This is a genomic window from Jatrophihabitans sp. sgz311053, from assembly GCF_056135305.1.
Window position 1 is genome coordinate 492,655 of the sequence record NZ_JBWAXP010000003.1, and the last position, 20,420, is coordinate 513,074.

General features: G+C 71.4%; 21 protein-coding genes. 13 read left to right on the forward strand and 8 right to left on the reverse strand.

Annotated elements, in window-relative coordinates; translation table 11 throughout:
- The first annotated feature begins 24 nt into the window (after positions 1-24).
- From AC0NZQ_RS20340 to AC0NZQ_RS20380, 9 genes are all read left to right on the forward strand, one after another.
- On the forward strand, positions 25-1,251 hold the full coding sequence (locus AC0NZQ_RS20340; protein WP_474531906.1) for an MFS transporter: 1,227 nt from the start codon (positions 25-27) through the stop codon (positions 1,249-1,251).
- 183 nt (positions 1,252-1,434) lie between these two features.
- The gene (locus AC0NZQ_RS20345; RefSeq protein WP_474531907.1) at positions 1,435-2,451 is read left to right on the forward strand and encodes an extracellular solute-binding protein; all 1,017 of its coding nucleotides are present in this window, start codon (positions 1,435-1,437) and stop codon (positions 2,449-2,451) included.
- Position 2,452: 1 nt separating this feature from the next.
- Positions 2,453-3,355: a sulfate ABC transporter permease subunit CysT gene (gene cysT / locus AC0NZQ_RS20350; protein WP_474531908.1), complete on the forward strand. Its 903-nt coding sequence runs from the start codon at positions 2,453-2,455 to the stop codon at positions 3,353-3,355.
- Positions 3,348-4,208 carry a sulfate ABC transporter permease subunit gene (locus tag AC0NZQ_RS20355; RefSeq protein WP_474531909.1) on the forward strand — a complete coding sequence of 287 codons (861 nt, stop codon included), beginning with the start codon at positions 3,348-3,350 and terminating at the stop codon, positions 4,206-4,208. The genes cysT and AC0NZQ_RS20355 overlap by 8 nt, the downstream gene beginning before the upstream one ends.
- Complete coding sequence (locus tag AC0NZQ_RS20360) at positions 4,208-5,197, forward strand: sulfate/molybdate ABC transporter ATP-binding protein (RefSeq protein WP_474531910.1); 990 nt, start codon at positions 4,208-4,210, stop codon at positions 5,195-5,197. The genes AC0NZQ_RS20355 and AC0NZQ_RS20360 overlap by 1 nt, the downstream gene beginning before the upstream one ends.
- Before the next feature lie 51 nt (positions 5,198-5,248).
- Positions 5,249-5,704: an RrF2 family transcriptional regulator gene (locus tag AC0NZQ_RS20365; RefSeq protein WP_474531911.1), complete on the forward strand. Its 456-nt coding sequence runs from the start codon at positions 5,249-5,251 to the stop codon at positions 5,702-5,704.
- 32 nt (positions 5,705-5,736) lie between these two features.
- The gene (locus AC0NZQ_RS20370) at positions 5,737-7,062 is read left to right on the forward strand and encodes a M16 family metallopeptidase (protein ID WP_474531912.1); all 1,326 of its coding nucleotides are present in this window, start codon (positions 5,737-5,739) and stop codon (positions 7,060-7,062) included.
- A 48-nt stretch (positions 7,063-7,110) separates the two neighbouring features.
- Positions 7,111-7,863 carry a 4-hydroxy-tetrahydrodipicolinate reductase gene (dapB, locus tag AC0NZQ_RS20375; RefSeq protein WP_474531913.1) on the forward strand — a complete coding sequence of 251 codons (753 nt, stop codon included), beginning with the start codon at positions 7,111-7,113 and terminating at the stop codon, positions 7,861-7,863.
- A 3-nt stretch (positions 7,864-7,866) separates the two neighbouring features.
- The gene (locus AC0NZQ_RS20380) at positions 7,867-8,370 is read left to right on the forward strand and encodes a mismatch-specific DNA-glycosylase (protein WP_474531914.1); all 504 of its coding nucleotides are present in this window, start codon (positions 7,867-7,869) and stop codon (positions 8,368-8,370) included.
- 17 nt (positions 8,371-8,387) lie between these two features.
- On the opposite strand, the gene AC0NZQ_RS20385 is transcribed toward AC0NZQ_RS20380, so the two are convergent.
- The 4 genes from AC0NZQ_RS20385 to AC0NZQ_RS20400 all read right to left on the reverse strand — a co-directional run bounded on the left by AC0NZQ_RS20385 (position 8,388) and on the right by AC0NZQ_RS20400 (position 11,419).
- Positions 8,388-9,014 carry a DUF2461 domain-containing protein gene (locus AC0NZQ_RS20385; protein WP_474531915.1) on the reverse strand — a complete coding sequence of 209 codons (627 nt, stop codon included), beginning with the start codon at positions 9,012-9,014 and terminating at the stop codon, positions 8,388-8,390.
- Between the two features lie 315 nt (positions 9,015-9,329).
- Entirely contained in the window at positions 9,330-9,875 is a 546-nt protein-coding gene (locus tag AC0NZQ_RS20390) for an N-acetyltransferase family protein (protein WP_474531916.1), read from the reverse strand.
- Positions 9,809-10,900, reverse strand: a complete 1,092-nt coding sequence (locus tag AC0NZQ_RS20395; protein ID WP_474531917.1) for a hypothetical protein — start codon at positions 10,898-10,900, stop codon at positions 9,809-9,811. Before AC0NZQ_RS20395 ends, AC0NZQ_RS20390 begins: the two co-directional genes overlap by 67 nt.
- A gap of 258 nt (positions 10,901-11,158) precedes the next feature.
- On the reverse strand, positions 11,159-11,419 hold the full coding sequence (locus AC0NZQ_RS20400; protein ID WP_474531918.1) for a hypothetical protein: 261 nt from the start codon (positions 11,417-11,419) through the stop codon (positions 11,159-11,161).
- 314 nt (positions 11,420-11,733) lie between these two features.
- Here AC0NZQ_RS20400 and AC0NZQ_RS20405 point away from each other — a divergent pair, with 314 nt between their 5' ends.
- The 4 genes from AC0NZQ_RS20405 (at position 11,734) to AC0NZQ_RS20420 (ending at position 17,438) form a co-directional block, all read left to right on the forward strand.
- Positions 11,734-12,993, forward strand: coding sequence for a winged helix-turn-helix domain-containing protein (locus tag AC0NZQ_RS20405; RefSeq protein WP_474531919.1), 1,260 nt, complete (start codon positions 11,734-11,736; stop codon positions 12,991-12,993).
- 40 nt (positions 12,994-13,033) lie between these two features.
- Positions 13,034-13,786, forward strand: coding sequence for an FAD-dependent thymidylate synthase (gene thyX / locus AC0NZQ_RS20410; RefSeq protein ID WP_474531920.1), 753 nt, complete (start codon positions 13,034-13,036; stop codon positions 13,784-13,786).
- 33 nt (positions 13,787-13,819) lie between these two features.
- Positions 13,820-14,719 (forward strand): 4-hydroxy-tetrahydrodipicolinate synthase, encoded by a 900-nt coding sequence (dapA, locus tag AC0NZQ_RS20415; RefSeq protein WP_474531921.1) that lies wholly within the window; start codon positions 13,820-13,822, stop codon positions 14,717-14,719.
- Between the two features lie 127 nt (positions 14,720-14,846).
- Positions 14,847-17,438 carry an FtsK/SpoIIIE family DNA translocase gene (locus AC0NZQ_RS20420; RefSeq protein WP_474532044.1) on the forward strand — a complete coding sequence of 864 codons (2,592 nt, stop codon included), beginning with the start codon at positions 14,847-14,849 and terminating at the stop codon, positions 17,436-17,438.
- Between the two features lie 212 nt (positions 17,439-17,650).
- Here AC0NZQ_RS20420 and AC0NZQ_RS20425 read toward each other — a convergent pair whose 3' ends face one another.
- The 4 genes from AC0NZQ_RS20425 to AC0NZQ_RS20440 all read right to left on the reverse strand — a co-directional run bounded on the left by AC0NZQ_RS20425 (position 17,651) and on the right by AC0NZQ_RS20440 (position 20,350).
- Positions 17,651-17,818, reverse strand: a complete 168-nt coding sequence (locus tag AC0NZQ_RS20425; protein WP_474531922.1) for a hypothetical protein — start codon at positions 17,816-17,818, stop codon at positions 17,651-17,653.
- Between the two features lie 81 nt (positions 17,819-17,899).
- Positions 17,900-18,400: an amino-acid N-acetyltransferase gene (locus AC0NZQ_RS20430; protein ID WP_474531923.1), complete on the reverse strand. Its 501-nt coding sequence runs from the start codon at positions 18,398-18,400 to the stop codon at positions 17,900-17,902.
- Between the two features lie 67 nt (positions 18,401-18,467).
- Entirely contained in the window at positions 18,468-19,781 is a 1,314-nt protein-coding gene (locus AC0NZQ_RS20435; RefSeq protein ID WP_474531924.1) for a hypothetical protein, read from the reverse strand.
- Positions 19,778-20,350, reverse strand: coding sequence for a SigE family RNA polymerase sigma factor (locus AC0NZQ_RS20440; RefSeq protein WP_474531925.1), 573 nt, complete (start codon positions 20,348-20,350; stop codon positions 19,778-19,780). Before AC0NZQ_RS20440 ends, AC0NZQ_RS20435 begins: the two co-directional genes overlap by 4 nt.
- Positions 20,351-20,420 lie beyond the last annotated feature (70 nt).

Here is a 20,420-nt window from a genome sequence, read left to right on the forward strand (position 1 = left end):
CAAGGCCTCGCCTATCGTGACGGGGTGCGGTTGCGGATCGGGGCGTCGCTGCGCGAACTCCCCGTAGAGGTCCGCGCGCTGACGGGCGTGGCCTTCATGGTCGCCCTCGGATTCGGCCTGGTCGCCCCCGCGCTGCCGCTCTTCGCTCGCGAATTCGGCGTCAGCCGGACCCTGGCCGGGCTCGTCGTGAGCGCCTTCGCGCTGATGCGGTTGCTGATGGCGCCGTTCGTCGGGCGGATGGTCAACGCGGTGGGGGAGCGGCTGCTGCTGGCCTCGGGGATCGGCATCGTGGCCGTCTCCAGCCTGCTGGCCGGACTGTCGCAGACCTACTGGCAGCTGCTCCTGCTGCGGGGCGCGGGCGGCGTCGGGTCGATCATGTTCAGCGTCAGCGCGGTGAGCCTGCTGGTGCGGGTCACCCCGGATCACCAGCGCGGCCGCGCGCAGGGCGTCTGGGCCGGATCCTTTCTGCTCGGCATGATCGCCGGTCCCGCCGTCGGCACCGTCGCGACCTTCTCGCTGCGGGCCCCGTTCTTCCTCTACGCGGGCACGCTTGTCGTCGCCGGCGTCCTCGGCCTGAGCGCGCTCCGCGGCAGCGAGCTGGCTGCCCGGCAGAGTGTGCGCGAGTCGCCGGTGACGCTGCGCGCGGCGCTGCGGGATCGGGCCTATGTCGGCGCCCTCGCCGCCGCCTTCGCCGGCGCCTTCGCGATCATCGGGGCGCGGACGTCGATCGTGCCGCAGTACGTCAGCGACGATCTCGGTTTGGACCACGCCTGGGCCTACGCCGCCTTCCTCGTCACCAGCCTGGTCAGCGGCGCGCTGCTGCTGCCGGTCGGCAAGGTCGCGGACGTCCGGGGACGGCGACCGGTGGTCGTGGTGGGGCTGCTGGTGGCGGCGACGGCCTTCCTGCTGCTGCCGTTGCTCTCGTTCCTCGGCGGGCTGCTCGTCGCCTCCGTCCTGCTCGGTGTCGCCGGCGCCGCGGACTCCGTCGCACCGGGCGCGATCATGGGCGATGTCGTCGCCGGCCGCGGCGGCACGGTGGTGGCGGTCTTCCAGATGGCCGGGGACCTGGGGTCCGTGCTCGGTCCCGTCGTCGCGGGCTGGGTGGCCGACCAGGGTGGCTACGCACCGACGTTCGTCCTCAGCGCCGTCGTCTGCCTCGTTCCGGTGGCGCTGGTGGCGCGGGCGCCGGAGACGCTGCATCGCCCGCGCGCCGTGGCGTCGCCGGAGTCCGACCTCACCGCCTCGACCTGACGATCACTACCGCCTCGACCGTCACCCGTGTACCGGTCGTCCGGTTTCGTCCCGCGTGTCGGCGTGAGGCATGTCGCATCGTGACGCCGTGGTGCCGGTAGCAGGGCCTACCTGCCGGTCTCTTGGTAATCTCTATAAGTCCGATCGACATTGCCATTTCGGCAGACATTGAAGGAAGAGCCGATGACGCTGACCCGTACCCGCTCGCGCCGATGGGTGGCCGTGGCCGCCCTGGCCTCCGCCGCGACGCTGGGACTGTCCGCCTGTGGTGGTGACTCCGGGTCGTCGGCCAAGTCGATCAACCTCGTCGAGTACTCCGTGCCCAAGCCGGCTTACGACGCGCTCGCCACCGCCTTCAAGAAGACGAGCGCCGGCAAGGGCGTGACGATCCGCGCCTCGTACGGTCCGAGTGGCACGCAGAGCAAGAACGTCGCCGGCGGGCAGAAGGCCGACTACGTCGGCTTCTCGGTCGAGCCGGACATGACCAAGCTGGTGCCGGCCAAGGTCGCCGAGGACTGGAACAGCGGCCCCACCAAGGGCATCGTCTCCGACTCCGTCGTCGTGATCGTCGTCCGCAAGGGCAACCCGCTCGGCATCAAGAACTGGGACGACCTGGTCACCAAGTCCGGCGTCAAGATCGTCACGCCGAGCCCGGCGTCGTCCGGATCGGCGAAGTGGAACATCCTCGCCGCCTGGTCGCACGTCACCGCCTCCGGCGGCACCGAGGCGCAGGCCACCGCGTACCTGAAGAAGTTCTACAGCCGCATCGTCAGCAAGGCCCAGAGCGGCTCGGTCGCCACGCAGCAGTTCGAGGCCGGCACCGGCAACGTCCTCATCTCCTACGAGAACGAGGCCATCACCGCCCGGGCCAAGGGTGCGGACCTGGACTACATCGTCCCGCCGCAGACCGTGCTCATCCAGAACCCGGCCGCGGTGACGAAGAAGGCCTCGACGGCGGCCAAGGACTTCCTGAAGTTCGTCCTCACCGACGAGGGTCAGCAGATCTTCGCCAGCACCGGCTTCCGCCCGGTCACCGAGGGGGTCAAGGTCGGCACCGTCAAGGGCGCCAACGACCCGAGCAACCCCTTCCCGACGCCGGAGAAGCTGGTGACCGTCGATCAGCTCGGCGGCTGGAAGTCCGTGAACGAGAAGTTCTTCGGCGACAACGGCATCGACACCAAGATCGAGGGGTCCAGCTGACGTGACCCTCGCCCCCTCGCAGGGCGACGTGCCGGCCGCTCCCGACGACGTCGACGGGACGGCCGGCACGGTCGCGCGTCGGCGTTCGGGCCGTGCCAAGACGGGACTGCCGCTCGGCGGCTGGTCCGGCCTGTCGCTCGGTGTCTCCGTCCTCTGGCTCTGCCTGCTCGTCCTGCTGCCGCTGACCGCCGTGGTCGGCAAGGCCTTCGGGGCCGGCTTCGGCGACTTCGTCGACGCCATCACCTCGCCGCAGACCGCCGAGGCGCTACGGCTGACGCTCTGGCTCTCTGCCGCCGTCGCGGTGATCAACGCCGTCATGGGCACGCTGGTGGCGTGGGTGCTGGTCCGCGAGCGGTTCCGCGGTGCCGGACTCGTCGAGACGATCATCGACATCCCGTTCGCGCTGCCCACCGTCGTCGCCGGCATCGTCATGCTGGCGCTCTACGGCGACGACAGTCCGATCGATGTGACCCTGCGCGGCACGGCGCCGGGCCTGCTGGTGGCCCTGCTCTTCGTCACGCTGCCCTTCACGGTGCGCACCGTGCAGCCGGTGCTGCTGGACCTCGACCGTGACGCCGAACAGGCTGCCGCCTCGCTCGGTGCCTCCGACGCCACCGTCTTCCGGCGCATCGTGCTGCCGCAGATCCTGCCGGCGGCGCTCTCGGGCGCGGCGCTCTCCTTCGCCCGCGCCATCGGGGAGTACGGCTCGCTGGTCTTCATCTCCAGCAACACCAGGGGCAACCAGATCGCTTCGGCGATCATCTACGGCAAGCTCCAGGTCGCCGACAACGCCGAGGCCGCCACCCAGCAGGCGGCGGCCATCGCGTTCGTGCTGCTCGTCGTCGCGATCGTGGTGCTGCTGCTGCTCGAGATCGTCAAGCGGACGGCGGCGCGTCGTGGCTGATCTCGTCACCCCCGGCACCGTCACCGGCAAGGCACGCCGGGCCCCGGTGCGCCGGCGGACCACCGGCGCGGGCCGCGTGCTGCGGCTGATCGCGGTGCTCTACGTCGGACTGCTCGTCCTCTTCCCGGTGGCGGTGCTGGCCTACCGCACCTTCCAGCCGGGACTGCAGCAGTTCTTCGACACCCTGTCGGACCCCGACACGCAGACCGCCTTCCAGAACACGCTGATCGTCGCGGCCTGGGCGGTGGTCATCAACACCGTCCTCGGCGTGGCGCTGGCAATCCTCATCGTGCGGCACCGCTTCCCGGGCAAGCGGTTCCTGGACGCCTTCCTCGACCTGCCGGTGGCGATCTCGCCGATCATCGTGGGTCTGGCGCTGCTGCTGGTCTACGGCCCGAGTGGCTGGTTCGCCGACGTCGTCGGCACCGACTTCTCCAGTGCACGTCCCGGCCTGATCATGGCCACGGTCTTCGTCTCGCTGCCGCTGGTGCTGCGGGCGATCGTCCCCGTGCTGGCGCAGGCGGGGCTGGAGCAGGAGCAGGCCGCGGCCTCCCTCGGTGCCAACGCCTTCACCCGGTTCCGCCGCATCACGCTGCCGACCATCCGCATCGCCCTGACCTACGGCATCGTGCTCTGCATCGCCCGCTGCGTCGGCGAGTACGGCGCGGTGCTCGTCGTCACCAGCGGCGGCGTCGCCGGGTACAACGAGACGGCCGCCGTCCGGGTCGGCACCTATCTGGAGGCCGACCAGAATCCGGACGCGGCGTACGCCGTCGCCTTCGTGCTCATGCTGATCGCCGTGGTGGCGATCGTGATCGCGGCGCTGATCCGCCGCCGGGGAAGGACATCCTGATGGGGATCGAGATCGCAGGCGTGGGCAAGCGCTTCGGCGACTTCGTCGCGCTCGACGACGTGAGTCTGAGCGTGCGTTCCGGGGCGCTGACCGCCCTGCTGGGGCCCAGTGGCGGCGGCAAGTCGACACTGCTGCGCATCGTGGCCGGGCTGGAGAGCGCCGACACCGGCACCGTCCACATCGACGGTGTCGACGCCACCACGCTGCCGGCCCGCCGCCGTGACGTCGGCTTCGTCTTCCAGCACTACGCGGCCTTCACGCACCTCAGTGTCGAGCGCAACGTCGCCTTCGGTCTGGAGATCCGCAAGCGGCCCAAGGACGAAATCAAGCGCCGGGTCCGGGAGCTGCTGGAGCTGGTCCATCTCGAGCAGTTCGCCGACCGACTCCCCGCCCAGCTCTCCGGTGGACAGCGGCAGCGGATGGCGCTGGCTCGCGCGCTCGCCGTCGAGCCGAAAGTGCTGCTGCTCGACGAGCCCTTCGGCGCGCTGGACGCCAAGGTCCGCAAGGAATTGCGGGACTGGTTGCGCCGACTGCACGACGAGGTCCACGTCACCACCGTCTTCGTCACCCACGACCAGGAGGAGGCCCTCGAGGTCTCCGACGAGATCGTCGTCATCAACGACGGCCGCATCGAGCAGGTGGGAACCCCGGACGAGCTCTACGACGAGCCCGCCAACGAGTTCGTGATGTCCTTCCTCGGCCCGGTCACCCGGCTGGACGGCCGGCTGGTGCGGCCGCACGACATCGAGATCCTCACCGCCCCCGCCGGCGACGCGATCGAGGCAACGGTGAGCCGGATCCAGCGCGTCGGCTTCGAGATCCGTGCCGAGCTCGACACGCCCGGCGCTGGCGAGGGCACCTGGGCGCAGTTGACGCGCGGGCAGAGCGAATCGCTGCGGCTGCAGGAGGGTGCCAGGGTCTGGCTGCTCGCGGCGGGACGGTCGGCCGAGCACGTGCCGGCCGAGCGGCAGGGCGTGCTCGCCGACTGAGACCGGCGGGTCGCTTGTCTCGTTCCCTACCTGATTGGGCATGATGGCGGGGTGCAGATCTCGGCCAAGACCGATTACGCCGTCCGTGCCCTGTTGAGCCTGGCGGCGCGCGAGCCCGCCCTGGTGAAGATCGACACGGTCGTGACCGAGCAGGGGATGCCCCGCAAGTTCGTGGAGGCGATCCTCGGCGAACTGCGGCGCGCCGGGCTGGTGCGCAGTCAGCGCGGCGCGGAGGGCGGATACGCGCTCGCCCGGCCGGCGGCCGAGATCACGCTGGGCTCGATCCTGCGCGCGGTCGACGGGCCGCTGGCCGAGGTCCGGGGACTGCGACCGCACGAGACCGCCTACGCCGGCGTCGCCGAGCATCTCCCCGAGGTGTGGGTGGCGGTGCGTTCCAGCCTGCGGCTCGTCCTGGACGAGACCACGCTGGCCCAGGTGCTCGACGGGAAGCTGCCCGAGCACGTCACCCGGCTCAACGAGGCCCCGGACGCCTGGCTGCCGCGCTGATCGGGGCGACGCTGCGCCCGTAGGATCGACTGATGCCATCCGCACCGCGCGCCGTCACGCGCCGCCTCGCGCACGCCACCGGCGGGGGCACCCTCACCCGCACCGTTCTGCCGGGCGGGCTGCGCGTCGTCACCGAGGCGATGTCCGGGGTCCGCAGCGCCAGCGTCGGCGTCTGGGTCCCGACCGGGTCGCGGGACGAGACCCCGGCCCAGGCCGGGACCAGCCACTTCCTGGAGCATCTGCTCTTCAAGGGCACGGCCAGCCGCACCGCATTGGACATCGCCACCGCGATGGACGACGTCGGCGGGGAGTTCAACGCCTTCACCGAGAAGGAGCACACCTGCTACTACGCGACGGTCCTCGACCGGGACCTCGCCGTCGCGGTGGACATCGTCTGCGACGTCGTCCTCAACGCCACCATCGCCGCCCGTGACGTCGACGTCGAGCGGGACGTCGTGCTCGAGGAGATCTCGATGCGCGACGACGACCCCAGCGATCTGGTGCACGACGAGTTCTCCTCCGCCCTCTTCGGCGACACCCCGCTGGGACGCCCCATCCTCGGCACCGAGGAGTCCATCCGGGACCTGACACAGCGCCGCATCGCCGGCTACTACCGGCGCCGCTACACGCCCGACGCCATGGTCGTGACGGTCGCGGGCAACGTCGACCATCAGGCGGTGGTCCGCCTCGTCCGGCAGGCCTTCGGCGATCGGCTCGACCCGCAGCAGCAGCCGCAGGCATGCCGGCCCAGCGCGCAGCGCCCGCCGGCCCGGCCGACCGAGGCGGTCCGGGTCGTCGCCGACGACACCGAGCAGGCCAACATCCTGCTCGGCTGCCACGGTCTGTCGCGGCACGACCCGCGCCGCTTCGCGCTCGGTGTCGTCTCCTCCGCGCTCGGCGGCGGGATGAGCTCACGGCTCTTCCAGCGGGTGCGGGAGGAACGCGGTCTGGCCTACTCGGTGTACTCCTACAGCAGCGGGTACGCCGATGCCGGGCAGTTCGGCGTCTACGCCGGCTGTCAGCCCGGCAAGGCCGACGAGGTGCTCGCCATCATGCGCGACGAGCTCGACGCCGTCGCCGGCGGCGCGCTGACCGCCGCCGAGGTCGAGCGGGGCAAGGGACAGCTGCGGGGCGGACTCGTCCTGGGCCTGGAGGACACCGGATCCCGGATGACCCGCATCGGCAAGAGCGAGCTCGCCTACGCCGACGTCCAGGGGCTGGATGAGGTGCTCGCCCAGATCGACGCGGTGACCGTCGCCGACGCCACCGACGTCGCGCGCGAGGTGCTGTCGCGACCGCGGTGCCTGACCGTGGTAGGACCGTTCGGTGCGCACGACTTCGACGGTGCGGTCGGCTGAGATGCCGGCACGTCAGCGGCCGCGGACGCGGCTCGAGAGGATGACAGAGTGAGCGAGCCGGTCCGGGTCGGTGTGCTGGGTGCGCGCGGCCGCATGGGACAGCAGGTGTGCCGGGCGGTCGACGGAGCCGACGACCTCGATCTCGTCGCGATGGTCGACGCCGGTGACTGGCTCTTCAGCGTCGCCGACGCCGGCTCGCAGGTGCTGGTCGACTTCACGCACCCGGACGTCGTCATGGACAACATCCGCTTCGCCATCGACCAGGGCATCCACAGCGTCGTCGGCACCACCGGCTTCACCGCCGAGCGGTTGGAGACGATCCGGGGCTGGCTGGCCGACGCGCCGCAGGTGGGTGTCCTCATCGCGCCGAACTTCGGCATCGGTGCCATCCTGTCGATGAAGTTCGCGCAGCTGGCGGCCCGCTTCTACGAGTCGGCCGAGGTCGTCGAGCTGCATCACCCCAACAAGGCCGACGCTCCGAGCGGTACCGCCGTCCGGACGGCGGAGCTCATCGCCGCCGCGCGGGCCGAGGCAGGCATGTCGCCCGCCCCCGACGCGACGACGCAGGCCCGCGACGGTGCGCGCGGCGCCGATGTCGACGGGGTGCGGGTGCACGCGCTGCGCATCGCCGGCATGGTGGCGCACCAGGAGATCGTGCTCGGCGCCGAAGGCGAGACGCTGACGATCCGGCACGACTCGCTGGACCGGGTCTCCTTCATGCCGGGCGTGCTGCTCGGCGTCCGGCAGGTCATGTCGCACCCCGGCCTCACGGTCGGCCTGGAAGCCCTGCTCGACCTCTGACGCGTGCTCCCCGACCTGCTGCGGCCCGGCCTGCGCGTCGTCATCGCCGGCACGATCGCGGCGTGGCACCGGGCCGAGCGGCAGCACTACTACGACGGTGCCGGCAACAAGTTCTGGACGCTGCTCCACGCCGCCGGTTTCACGCCGACCGAGCTGAGCCCCGAGCATGATCGCGAGCTTCCCGACCACGGCGTCGGGCTGACCGATCTCGTCCGCACCGAGCACGCCGTCAAGGGCGAACCACCCGTCTTCGACCTGCGCAGTTTTCACGCGAAACTGCGCAAAGCCGAACCGCCGGCGGTGGCCTTCGTCAGCAAGACGGCCGCCTCGTCCTACGCCCGGGCGGCAGGGGAGCGGCTACCCCGCGGGTACGGCGAGCTGTCGTGGACGGTCGGGGGCATTCCCGCCTTCGTCCTGCCCGGACCGTCCGGCGCGAACAACGGCATGCCGCTGCCGCTGCGGATCGCGCTCTGGACCGATCTCGCCGACTTCCTCGAGACGCTCTGAAGCCGCCTGCGGGTCGCTCAGTCCGCGCCGACGTGGGTGTCGAGCCAGGCAGTCAACGGCGCCAAGGTCCGCCACTGCGCGGCGATCTTGGTCCGTGCCTCGGCCGTGTGCAGCCAGTCGGGGAAGCCGAGCTCCTTGCCCGCCGTCAGCGTCTTGTGCCGCAGCAGGTCGGCGCGGACGTGGCCGGAGTCGAAGCCTGACGGCACCCGGCTCAGCTGCTCGCCGCCGACCTGCCAGCCCTTGCGTCGCAGACCGGCGACGATCGTGGCAAGCGCGGGCCCGGCGATGTCGTCGTCCACGGCCCGCCGCAACCGCTGCACCTGCGTGCTGGACGTCCGCCAGTAGCCACCGGCCAGGAAGAGTCCGGCCGCGGAGACCTGCAAGTACACCGACGTTTCGTCGAACCAGACACCCTGGTGCGTCTTGTACGGCGTCTTGTCCTTGCTGAATCGGACGTCGCGGTAGGGCCGGAAGAGCTTGCCCGGGCCGAACTGCTTCTCCAGCGCGGCGGCCAGCGCCGTCATCGGCGCCTTCACCGCCTCGTCGTAGACGTGCTTGTTCGCCGTCCAGAAGCCCTTGGAGTTGTCGTTCTCCAGGTCCTCGTAGAAGTCCAGCGCCACGGCCGGGATACCTGTGAACGCCATCTTCAGGAGTCCCCTCGAGCCCGATTTCGCCGCCACATCCTCGGCAGGTAGAGGACGAGGAGAGAAGCAACGGCGACGACGGCCAGAACGGCGACGGTCACTCGTAGCCAGCGCCAGGCGCGCTCGTCCTGCCATGACAGCCAGATCGCCTGGCTGAGGAACGCAAGTGTCAAGATGCCGGACGCCAGTCCGGTGAGCCTGTCTCGCGTACAGACAGACCTCATGCGGACATCCTGCCGGTAGCGGGTGGTTGGCGCAGGACCAGCGTCGCGGTAAGGGCGGCCGCCACGCCACTGCCGGCGCGACCGTGCCTCGTCACCCCGCGGCGTCCAGCTCGGTCCGCAGCCGGATCTCGCGCAGCTCGCCGGCGCCGGTGTCCAGGGCACGGACCAAGCCGTCGGCGACCCAGCCGGCGGACTCCAGGAAAGCCTTGCTCGCCGCGTCCGCCTCGGGGATCCACATGATCAGATCCGTCGCGCCGTCGGTGCGGGCATGGTCCACCGCGGCGGCCAGCAGCCGCGAGCCGTGGCCCCGGCGGCCCCATCGCGGCTCGACGAGCAGCGCAGCGAGGGCGCCTGTGGTGTCGGGTCGCGGATCCTCGGGCTGCAGCTCGTCGGCAGGGGTCAGTGCGGCAAAGCCGACACGCCACTGCTGCTCCAGCGCCACGAGGACGTGATGTCGCGGCGACGGGGGGGCCTCGGTGGCCGCGCGCCATGCCTGCGCCGCCGCTTCGGGGTCGAGAGCGTCGATGACGGCGGCGGGCAGAACCTCGGCATACGCGGTCTGCCAGGTCGTCACCTGGATGCGGCCGATCTCGTCGGCGTCGTCCGGTCGGGCCGTGCGCACACTGACATCTGCCACGGCCCGACCCTAACCGCAGCCGCGTCAGGTCGCGGTTGCCGCCCCGGCGGAGGGGGCCTGCTCGATGTCGGGAGCCTCACCCCGCGCGGCTGCGAGGGAACCGCTGCCGCCGCGACCGCCACGCCCGCCGCCATGATCGTCGCGCCGGCGGCGACATAGCTGTCGAAGGAGGCGATGTCGAAGACGAGCATCACGACGCCGATGCCGACGGCGGCGGCCCAGACCCAGGTGGTGAACCGCCGCTCGGCCCAGCCGCCGTAGCAGGCGAGGACGGCGCCCACCAGCAGCAGGACGACGCCCGTGCCGGCCACGCCGGCATCGTTGCCCAAGGCCGTGATCCCGCCGAGGGTGTCGACGAAGCCGGCGATTACGAAGGCCGTGGCAACACCGTGCCGGCCGCGACGGTCCAGGACCAGTGCGGCGGCGTAGTAGCCGAGCCCCAGGGCGAGCCCCACGACGCCGCTGCCTAGCGTCTCCGGCTCCGGGGTGCGCGACGAGCCGAACGAGCTGCTGACCGCGAAGCGAAAGGCGTCGTCGCCCACCACCTTGAGACCGATGTAGCCCGCCACCGCGATCAGCGAGGCGGCGAGGAACGTCGTCCGTCCCCGGGCACCGGGAACCAGAAAGTACGCCACCAGCCACACCAGGATCGAGACGAGGAAGACGGCATCGACGCTGAACGGCTCGGGACCGACGTCGACGGTGAGGAACAGCATCACCAACGGGACCGTCGTCGCCGCCACCACGGTCGCGGCCGACGCGACCGGGCCCCGGCGCACGCTGATCAGGACCGCGAAGGCCAGCACGGCCAGCACCAGGAAAAGGCCGACCCCCAGGTACTTGTGGTCGGCGCTCGGGCGGTCGCCGCGGTCGGAGAAGAGGCCGCCGAAGAGACCCTCGACGAGATAGCCACCGGCCCAGACCAGCGCCCCGAGCACGAGCAGCCCACCGCCCACCGCGGCGAGTGACGCGCCGGCTCGCGGCAGCGGACGCTGCCGTGCCCGCGCGCCGAGGTCGATCCGCAACCCCGCCGAGGCCGACGGCCCCTGCTGTGCACCCGCCGGCCACGGCTGGCCGTCGCCGGGATACGGGGAACCGGCATCGCGCTGAGGCCAGCCGCCGGTCCCATAGCCGGGCAGGCCCTCGTAGTAACCGGGCGGGCCCTGGCGGTACCCCGGCGGGCCGTATGAGGGTTCGTCGTGAGCCGGGGGACCGTAGCCGGGTGGCCCATAAGCCGGGGAGCCGTAGCCGGGTGGCCCATAAGCCGGGGAGCCGTAGCCGGATTAGCCGTCACCAGAGGGGCCGTACGGCGACGGGCCCGGCGGGCCGTATCCGGGTGGGGCGTCCGGCGATGAGCCGGCACCGCCGTAGCCCGGCTGACCCTGACCGTCCCGTCCGTCACCGCGTGGGGCATAGCCGGAATGCCCGTGGCCGGACTGCTCGCCGGCAGGGCCCGAGGCGTGCTCGGGCTGGTGCGGTTGGTCCGGCTGCGGTGCGCCGCCCGGCGACGGCTGCTCCGGCGGTTCGGCGGGTGGCTGTGTCATGCGCACGACCCTAGGGACGATCCCGCCGACGAGCAGCCCGAAAGACGGGGGAGGGGTCCCCGGTCGACGCCGGGACCCCCCGGCTCGCCTCGGCCGGGTTGGCCCCATGCCAGCGCGGCCCGGCAGGAGTTGGCCCGGGCCGCCCCGGCCGGGGTTGGCCCCATGCGAGCGCGGCCCGGCGGACCATTTCGCCGCGCGGGTGTGGGGCCGACCGCGCGGGCGTGGGGCCAACCCCGCGGCCCGGCCGACCCGGCCACCACCGGCCCCGCGGACGGGGCCGGCCGTTGTCGGAGCCCGGTCGTAGGGTCGCGTTCATGGTCGCCCGCGTCCCTGCTCCGACCCGCCGGCTCACGCTGGCGCAGGCCCGTCGTATCGCGCTGGCCGCGCAGGGATTCGCCGACCCGGTGCCGCCGGGGCGGGTGGACACCCGCCATCTGCGTCGTGCCGTCGACCGGATGTCACTGCTGCAGATCGACTCGGTTAACGTCTTCTCGCGCAGCCACTACCTGCCGGTCTTCGCCCGGCTCGGGGCCTATCCGCACGAGCTGTTGGACCGGTACACCGGCTACACCGCGCGGCGCGTCCGGCCGGCCATGTTCGAGTACTGGGCGCACGCCGCGTGCCTGCTGCCGGTCGAGCACCACCCGCTGGTGCGCTGGCGGATGGCGCGCGCTCACGTGGAGCCATGGCCCGGCATCCGACGCATCGCCCGCGAGAACCCGACACTCATCGACGACGTCCGGACGCTGGTAGCCGAGAAGGGACCCGTGGTCGCCAGCGACACCGAGATCCCGCGACCGGCGCCGCGACCGGGGCACATGTGGAACTGGTCGGACGGCAAGACTGCCCTGGAATGGCTCTTCTTCGCCGGCGAGATCACCACGGCCAAGCGGGTCAACTTCGAGCGCTACTACGACCTGACCGAGCGGGTCATCCCGCCGGAGGTCCTCGCCGCCCCCACTCCCGAGCCCGAGGACGCCAAGCGCGAGCTGGTCCGGCTCGCCGCCAGGGCGCACGGCGTCGCCGCCGAACCGGATCTGCGCGACTACTACCGGCTCTCCCACAGCGACACCAAGCGTGCCGTCGCCGAGCTTGTCGAGGCCGGCGAGCTCCTGCCGGTGACGGTCGAGGGCTGGCCGCCGAGCTACCTGTGGCACGACGCGCGCATCCCTCGTGCGGTGCGCGCCCGCGCCCTGCTCTCACCCTTCGACCCTGTCGTCTGGTTCCGCGACCGGGCGCTACGGCTCTTCGACTTCCACTACCGCATCGAGATCTACACGCCGGAGGCGCAGCGGCGGTACGGCTACTACGTCCTGCCGTTCCTGCTGGACGAGAGCCTGGCCGGACGGGTCGATCTGAAGGCCGACCGGCAGCAGGATGTCCTGCGGGTGCAGAGCGCCTGGCTCGAACCCGGCCACGACCCGCGTCACACCGCCCGCGAGCTCGCCGCAGAGCTGGGGGAGACCGCCACGTGGCTCGGGCTGTCCCGGATCGAGGTCATGGGCCGGGGTGATCTGGCCGCCGCGCTGACCGATGCCGTGGCGGAGGCCGGCTCCGCCCTGGCGGCGGGTTAGGCTCGCACCCGCTCCCCGTCCGTCGATCCCGGAGTCCGCCGTGCCCGACATCGTCCCGCTCAAGGTCCAAGCCATCGCCTGGACGCACTTCGAGCCGCCGGCCGACGTCCCGTGGGAGACCGACGCCGACGGCGGTCAGGCGCTCGCCGAGTTCGCTGGCCGGGCCTGCTACCAGTCGTGGAAGAAGCCCAACCCCGCCACCGCGACCAACGCCGGCTACCTGCAGCACATCCTCGAGGTCGGACACCTGTCGGTGCTCGAGCACGGGTCGGTGAGCTTCTACCTCTCCGGTATCTCCCGCTCGCTGACCCACGAGCTGATCCGTCACCGGCACTTCAGCTACTCGCAGCTCTCCCAGCGTTACGTCCCGGAGAAGGACGCCGCCATGGTGGAGCCGGACGTCATCGCCGACGACCCGGAGCTGCACGAGAAGTTCGTCGCGGCGTCCGAGGCCGCCGTCGCGGCCTACACCGAGCTCCTCGAGGGGCTGGAGAAGAAGTTCGCCGACGTCGAGCACGCCACGCTGCGGCGCAAGCAGGCCCGGCAGGCGGCGCGGGCGCTGCTGCCCAACGCCACCGAGACCCGCATCGTCGTCACCGGCAACTACCGCGCGTGGCGCCACTTCGTCGCGATGCGCGCCTCCGAGCACGCCGACGTCGAGATCCGCGCCCTCGCCATCGCCTGCCTGCGGGAGCTGCAGCGCATCGCCGGCAACGCCTTCGCCGACTTCGAGATCACCGCGCTGCCGGACGGCACCGAGGTCGCCTCGAGCCCGATGGTCAGCGAGGGCTGAAACACCGATCGTCTCGCCGGTAAACTCTCAGCCGTGCCACTCGACGCCCAGCGCCCCTTCGGTCGTGTCCTCACGGCCATGGTCACCCCCTTCGACGTCTCGGGAGCGCTGGACCTCGACAAGGCGCAGCAGCTGGCACGCCACCTGGTCGACGAGGGCGGCAACGACGGCCTGGTCATCAGCGGCACCGGCGGTGAGGCGCCCACGACGACCGACGTGGAGAAGGCCGACCTGCTCGCCGCCGTCGTCGAGGCCGTCGGCGATCGCGCCCACGTCGTGGCCGGCGTCGGCACCTTCGACACCGTCCACTCGATCCATCTGGCGCAGGCCGCCGCCAAAGCCGGCGCGCACGGCCTGCTCTGCGTGACGCCGTACTACTCGCGGCCCCCGCAGTCCGGGGTCGTCGCGCACTTCCGGGCGGTGGCCGACGCGACCGACCTCCCGGTGCTCCTCTACGACATCCCGCACCGCTCCGGCATCCCGATCCTCACCGAGTCCCTGCTCGAGCTCGCCGGTCACGAGCACATCGTCGGGGTCAAGGACGCCAAGAACGACCCGGTGTCCGCCGCCAAGGTCATGGCCGAGACCGACCTCGTCTACTACAGCGGCGAGGACGCCATGACGCTGCCGCTGCTGGCCGTCGGTGCCGCGGGCGTCATCGGGACCTCCACCCACTTCTGTGGCAACGAGACCGCCGACCTCATTGCGGCCTTCGAGCGGGGCGACACCGCCGAGGCGCTACGGCTGCACCGGCAGCTGCTGCCGATCTACACCGGTGTCTTCCGCACGGCTGGCACCATCCTGGTCAAGGCCGGGCTGCGGCTGCGGGGCATGGATGTCGGCCCGGTGCGGTTGCCGCTGACCGACGCCACCGAGCACGAGCTCAGCCACCTGCGTGAGGACCTCACGGCTGCGGGGCTGCGCATCACCTGAGCGGACGCGCCCGGCCGCGAGCCTCCGGGGCAACCCTCAACCTGACGGTTAGGTTAGGAGGGTGGACAGCTCTACCGAGACGCGCCCGCGCCGCTCGTCCCGCGGCGCCGGCGACAGCACCAGTCGCATGCCGGCCGCCGGGCGCGGCACTGCTCGCAAGGCGCCGGCGCGCAAGGCCGCCGCACGGAAGGGCGCCGCGCGGAAGACAGCGGGAGCCGGCTCGCGCGGTGCCACCTCGCGCCGGTCGACGGCTGGCGGCGGCCGGGGCTCGGGGTCGTCCCCGCTGGCAGCTCTCGGCCGGGGGCTCGCCGCGATCTGGCGGGCGATAGCCGTTGCGGTCGGCGGTCTGTTCCGCGCAGCGGGACGCAACGCCGCCACCGCGCGTGACCTGCCGGTCGAGCACCGCCGGGACGGCGTCGGGCTGGCCGTCTTCGCGCTCGGAGCCATCCTGGCCGTCGCGGTCTGGTTCAACGCCGCCGGGCCGGTCGGCGCCGCCCTGGACACCGCGACGCGGGCACTGATCGGCAACGGCGCCATCCTGCTGCCGCTGGTCCTCGTCGGTGCGGCGGTTCATCTGTTGCGCCAGGCGCCAGTGCCGGAGGGCCGCGGCCGCGTCGTCGTCGGCTGCGTCGCCGTCACCCTCTCGGTCGTCGGCCTCTTCGACGTCTGGGCCGGTAACCCGGCCGAGCTCGCCGGCCGAGAGGAGGCCGGCGGGCTGCTCGGCTTCGTGGTCGGGACCCCGCTCAGCAATGGGCTCGGCCCGATCATCGCCGTGCCGATCCTGGCGCTGCTGGGGGCCTTCGGCATCCTCGTCGTGACCGCCACCCCGGTCGGCGTCCTCGTCGACTACGCCGCCACCCTGCTCGGCTTCCGAGCCGGGGCCGACGGTGAGCCGTCGGAGGAGGAGCTCGACGTCGATGACGCCGCCGGCGTCGACGCGGCCCCGGCACGTCCCTCGCGTCGCCGCCGTACCCCGCCGCCGGAGTCGGACGCCGACACCACGACTTCCGAGATCCCCGGTGTCCCGGAGCTGGACAACCCCGGTGAGATCGCACCCGAGACCAAGATCGTCAAGCCGCGCAAGCCCCGCACGGTGGCCAAGCCTGCCGAACCGGAGCTCCCGCCCATCGACCGTCCGGTGCAGTTGGAGCTCGCCGGCGGAGCGGGCATGTACACGCTGCCGTCCATCAAGGACCTCGCCGCCGGCCCGCCGCACCTAGAGCACACCAAGGCCAACGACGAGGTCATCGCCTCGCTGCAGCAGGTCTTCAGCGAGTTCGACGTCGACGCCGCCGTCACCGGCTTCAACCGGGGCCCGACGGTCACCCGGTACGAGGTCGAGCTCGGCCCCGGCGTCAAGGTCGAGCGGATCACCAACCTGACCCGCAACATCGCCTACGCCGTGAAAAGCGCGGAAGTGCGCATTCTGAGCCCGATTCCCGGCAAGAGCGCCGTCGGCGTCGAGATCCCGAACACCGACCCCGAGGTCGTCATGCTCGGTGACGTCCTGCGCAGCAACGTGGCCCAGCGGGACAACCACCCGATGCTGGTCGCGCTCGGCAAGGACGTCGAGGGCGGCTTCGTCGTCGCCAACCTGACCAAGATGCCGCACCTGCTCGTCGCGGGCGCCACGGGTGCCGGCAAGTCGTCCTGCATCAACACCCTCATCCTGTCGGTGCTCACCCGGGCCACCCCGGACCAGGTCCGCATGGTGCTCATCGACCCCAAGCGGGTCGAGTTCGCGGCCTACCAGGGCATCCCGCACCTGGTGACTCCGGTGATCACCAACGCCAAGAAGGCCGCCGACGCGTTGCAGTGGGTGGTCCGCGAGATGGACATGCGCTACGAGGACATGGAGACCTCGGGCGTGCGCCACATCGACGACTTCAACCGCAAGGTCCACAACGGCGAGCTCAAGGCCCCGCCCGGCTCGGAGCGCGTCTACCAGGCCTACCCGTACCTGCTCGTCATCGTCGACGAGCTCGCCGACCTGATGATGGTCGCCCCGCGCGACGTCGAGGACTCGGTCGTGCGGATCACGCAGCTCGCCCGCGCCGCCGGCATCCACCTGGTGATCGCGACCCAGCGACCGTCCGTGGATGTCGTCACCGGCCTCATCAAGGCCAACGTGCCGTCTCGGCTCGGCTTCAAGACCTCCTCGCTCGCCGACTCCCGCGTCATCCTCGATCAGCCGGGGGCGGAGAAGCTGCTCGGCAAGGGCGACGCGCTCTTCCTGCCGATGGGTGCCTCCAAGCCGGCCCGTATGCAGGGCGCCTTCGTCACCGACAGCGAGATCAGCTCCATCGTCGACCACTGCAAGGAGCAGCTGCAGCCGACCTATCGCGAGGACGTCACCGCGCCGCAGGCGGCCAAGAAGGAGATCGACGAGGAGATCGGCGACGACCTGGATCTGTTCCTCTCCGCCGTCGAGCTCGTCGTCTCCACCCAGTTCGGCTCGACCTCGATGCTGCAGCGCAAGCTGCGCGTCGGATTCGCCAAGGCCGGCCGGCTGATGGACCTCATGGAGTCGCGCGAGATCGTCGGACCCTCCGAGGGCTCGAAGGCGCGCGACGTCCTGGTGACGCCCGACGAGCTCGCCGGCCTCATGTACACGCTGCGCAACGGCGGCAGTGCTGCCGACCTGGTGACCCCCGACGAGGACGAGGGTCTGGCCGACCACGACGCGGCCGACGCGATGCGCGGCACCGGTACCGAGTAGCCGTTCCCTCCGGCGTCCCCCGCGCCGACGTGGTGGCCCGGTGCAGCCGTCGCTGTGCCGGGCCGTCGCCGCATCGCCACTGCCGCCGCAGCATGGCCGTGTCGCCCACCCGATGGCCGCCCCGTCTCGTCTCGGCGGACGGCGAGGGACAGCTGAGACAGCAGAACGGCCACCTGCGTGGCAGGTGGCCGGGGGTCGAGCGGGGGAGTGGGTCAGCGGGCGCGGTGCTTACCGGTGTGGAACATCGCGGTGAAGGAGAGCCGCTTCACGCTGCCGGGCTTGCGGTGTCGGCCGACGTACACCTCGTCCTCGGTCGCGATACCCGCAGCCGTGGGACTCCACGCCGTGAACGGCGGATCGATCCGGTCCAGAGTGGCCATCACCCTCACCTCCTTGTGACAGGGACGCTATCGACAGTTACTGCTGTGACACGTGAGACACGCCCGGAGCGGCGGCGATCGTCACCGCAGATGCAGCAGCATCCGGGTGTTGCCGAGCGTGTTCGGCTTGGCGTACTCGAGGCCCAGGAACTCGGCGACGCCGGGGTCGTAGGAGCGGCGCAGCGCCTCGTAGGCCGACGGATCGACCGGCGTGCCCTCGATCTCGGTGAAGCCGGCGCGGCCGAAGAACGACGTGTGGAAGGTCAGCGCGAACAGCCGCGCCAGCCCCAGCTCGCGGGCCTGCGCGATGAGCTCGCCCAGGACGGCCGTGCCGATGCGGTGCTTCACGTAGTCCGGGTGGACGGCGAGCGTGCGGACCTCGCCGAGATCGGACCACAGCACGTGCAGTGCACCGCAGCCGACGACGCGGTCATCCATCTCGGCGACCCGGAACTCCTGCACGTCCTCGTAGAGCGTGCCGAGCTCCTTGGCCAGCAGCTTGCGCCCGGAGCCGGCATAGATGTCCACCAGGGCCTTGATTTGCGGCACATCCGCGGTGCGGGCACGGCGGACGATCGGCACGTGGCCATCGTAGTGACCCTGTATCCGGCTACGGCGGGATGGCTCGGCAACGCAGCACCTCGGTAACTCAGCACGTCGGCACCGGCAACGTGGCGGTGTCGACCCGGCCGACGACACCGTTGTCCTTGCCGGTGTCGATGCCGGTCACGACCTGCGTCCCCGCACCGCCGACGATCCCGATCCTGCTCGGCAGCGTCGCGGTCGCGCCCGTCGTCGCGTCTACGACGACCGACCTGCCCCCGTCACGGCCGCTGCGGAACATGAGGTACCGACCAACGACGGTGACGTTGCCGGGTGCGTCCTGGACTGTCGGGGTGTTCTTGCCGGTGATCCAGCGCAGACGAGTGCCGTCGTACCAGCCGAGGCGGCCGTTGCCGGCGGAATACCATGCCCAGCGTGTGCCATCGGTGCTGAGGGTGACTCGACTGCGCTCGTCGGTGACGGCACGGACGTCGGCGGGAACGTCCGCCGCCGGGACCAGGATGTCGAAGCGGCCGGACCCGTCGGCGGGGCCGGCGGCCAGGCCACCGGCGGACGGGAACAGGCGAACGCGCGCACCCGAACGCAGCGTGCTGGTCGCTCCCGTCCTCAGATCGTAGGAGAGCACCGAATTGGTGCGAGCGGTGTACCGCACCCGACTGTCCCAGTAGACGCTGCTGTTCGTGACCGCCATGGTGTCGCTCGATCGACCGCCGTCGATGAAGTCCCGGTCGGTCATGGTGCTAATCGTATGAACGGTGGTGGAAGTGGCGAGGTCCACGACCCGGATCTGCATCAGTGGCATGCCGGCACCGTTGCTGCCGGCGGGGGAGCGGACCAGTCCGATGATCGCCTTCCTTCCCCAGAAGCCCCCGAAGGCCGCGAGCAGGTCCGACGAACGGGGCAGTCGGAGCACGGTGTCGGTGGCGCTGCCGGTCAGCAGCTCCACCGAGCGTGATCCGCCGGTGTCCCGTGCGACGAGAACCGCCCCGTCGCCGCGGACGGCGAGCGGCACATCGCTGATCTGGTCGCCGCCGCCCAGCCCCTCGGAGAGCGCCTCCCAGCCGTGAGGCAGGTCCGCCCTGCACTCGGTGACCGTCGCGGTCGGCGCCAGCGTGGCGTTCGTTGCATCGGGGGTGCGGCCGACCGGACGGCCGCGGTCGTGGTCGGGGAGGGCGACGGCGACCCCCACCGCAACCAGCGCCACCACCGCCGCGGCGGCGAGAGCCCGGCCCCGGTGGGCGGACGGCCGCCAGCGCGCGGTGGGCGCACCGAGGTGGAGCGCCCCGTCGGCGTCGTCGGCAATCTCCGGCTGCACGGCCTGCGGGACTGTCTCGATGTCGGCAGCTCGCTCGCGCAGCATGGCGCGCAGTTGGTCCTCGATACTCAGATCGGCTGTCATGAGGTCGCTCCGTTGCATAGGGTCGATGAGCGCAGCGCCGCGAGCCCGCGCGACGCGAGGCTGCGGACGGTGCCGGGACGGCAGTCGAGGGTGCGCGCGATGTCGTGGTCGCTGGCATCCAGGTAGAAGCGCATCACCAAGACGGTCCGCTGCCGTTCCGGCAGACACCGCAGCGCCTGCCAGAGCGCGTCCCGCTCGGCAGGACCGGAGCCGGGGTCCCGGCACGCGGCACCACGGATGTCATCGCGAAACTCCGCGACGGCGATCTCACCACTCGCCGCTCGGCGTGCCCAGCTCACGTTGGCATTGACCAGGGCCCGCCGCGCATACGCCGCCGGATCGGCGACCGTTACCTGGTCGCCGAAGCGGCGGTACATGGCCAGCAGAACGTCCTGCAGCAGGTCTTCGGCCCGATGCCGGTCACCGCTAATCAGATAGGCGAACCGCAGCAGCGCGAGGCCGTGCTGCCGGGCGAAATGCGCGAGCGTGTCACTTGATATCTCACCATGCACTGCTTGGCCCCCCGCCGTCGACGGCTGGCCGGCGCGCCCGGCCGCGGACATCGTCATCGCATTCACGGCTGAAGAACGCGGTGACGGTCGTCGAGTGTTGCAATGGAACAGACCCGGCCATGGCGCG

Coding starts and splice junctions, on each gene's coding strand:
- AC0NZQ_RS20345 (WP_474531907.1), top strand. CDS start 1,435: ATGACGCTGACCCGTACCCGCTCGCGCCGATGGGTGGCCGTGGCCGCC.
- AC0NZQ_RS20360 (WP_474531910.1), top strand. CDS start 4,208: ATGGGGATCGAGATCGCAGGCGTGGGCAAGCGCTTCGGCGACTTCGTC.
- AC0NZQ_RS20370 (WP_474531912.1), top strand. CDS start 5,737: ATGCCATCCGCACCGCGCGCCGTCACGCGCCGCCTCGCGCACGCCACC.
- AC0NZQ_RS20385 (WP_474531915.1), bottom strand. CDS start 9,014: ATGGCGTTCACAGGTATCCCGGCCGTGGCGCTGGACTTCTACGAGGAC.
- AC0NZQ_RS20400 (WP_474531918.1), bottom strand. CDS start 11,419: ATGACACAGCCACCCGCCGAACCGCCGGAGCAGCCGTCGCCGGGCGGC.
- AC0NZQ_RS20405 (WP_474531919.1), top strand. CDS start 11,734: ATGGTCGCCCGCGTCCCTGCTCCGACCCGCCGGCTCACGCTGGCGCAG.
- AC0NZQ_RS20420 (WP_474532044.1), top strand. CDS start 14,847: ATGCCGGCCGCCGGGCGCGGCACTGCTCGCAAGGCGCCGGCGCGCAAG.
- AC0NZQ_RS20425 (WP_474531922.1), bottom strand. CDS start 17,818: ATGGCCACTCTGGACCGGATCGATCCGCCGTTCACGGCGTGGAGTCCC.
- AC0NZQ_RS20435 (WP_474531924.1), bottom strand. CDS start 19,781: ATGACAGCCGATCTGAGTATCGAGGACCAACTGCGCGCCATGCTGCGC.
- AC0NZQ_RS20440 (WP_474531925.1), bottom strand. CDS start 20,350: ATGACGATGTCCGCGGCCGGGCGCGCCGGCCAGCCGTCGACGGCGGGG.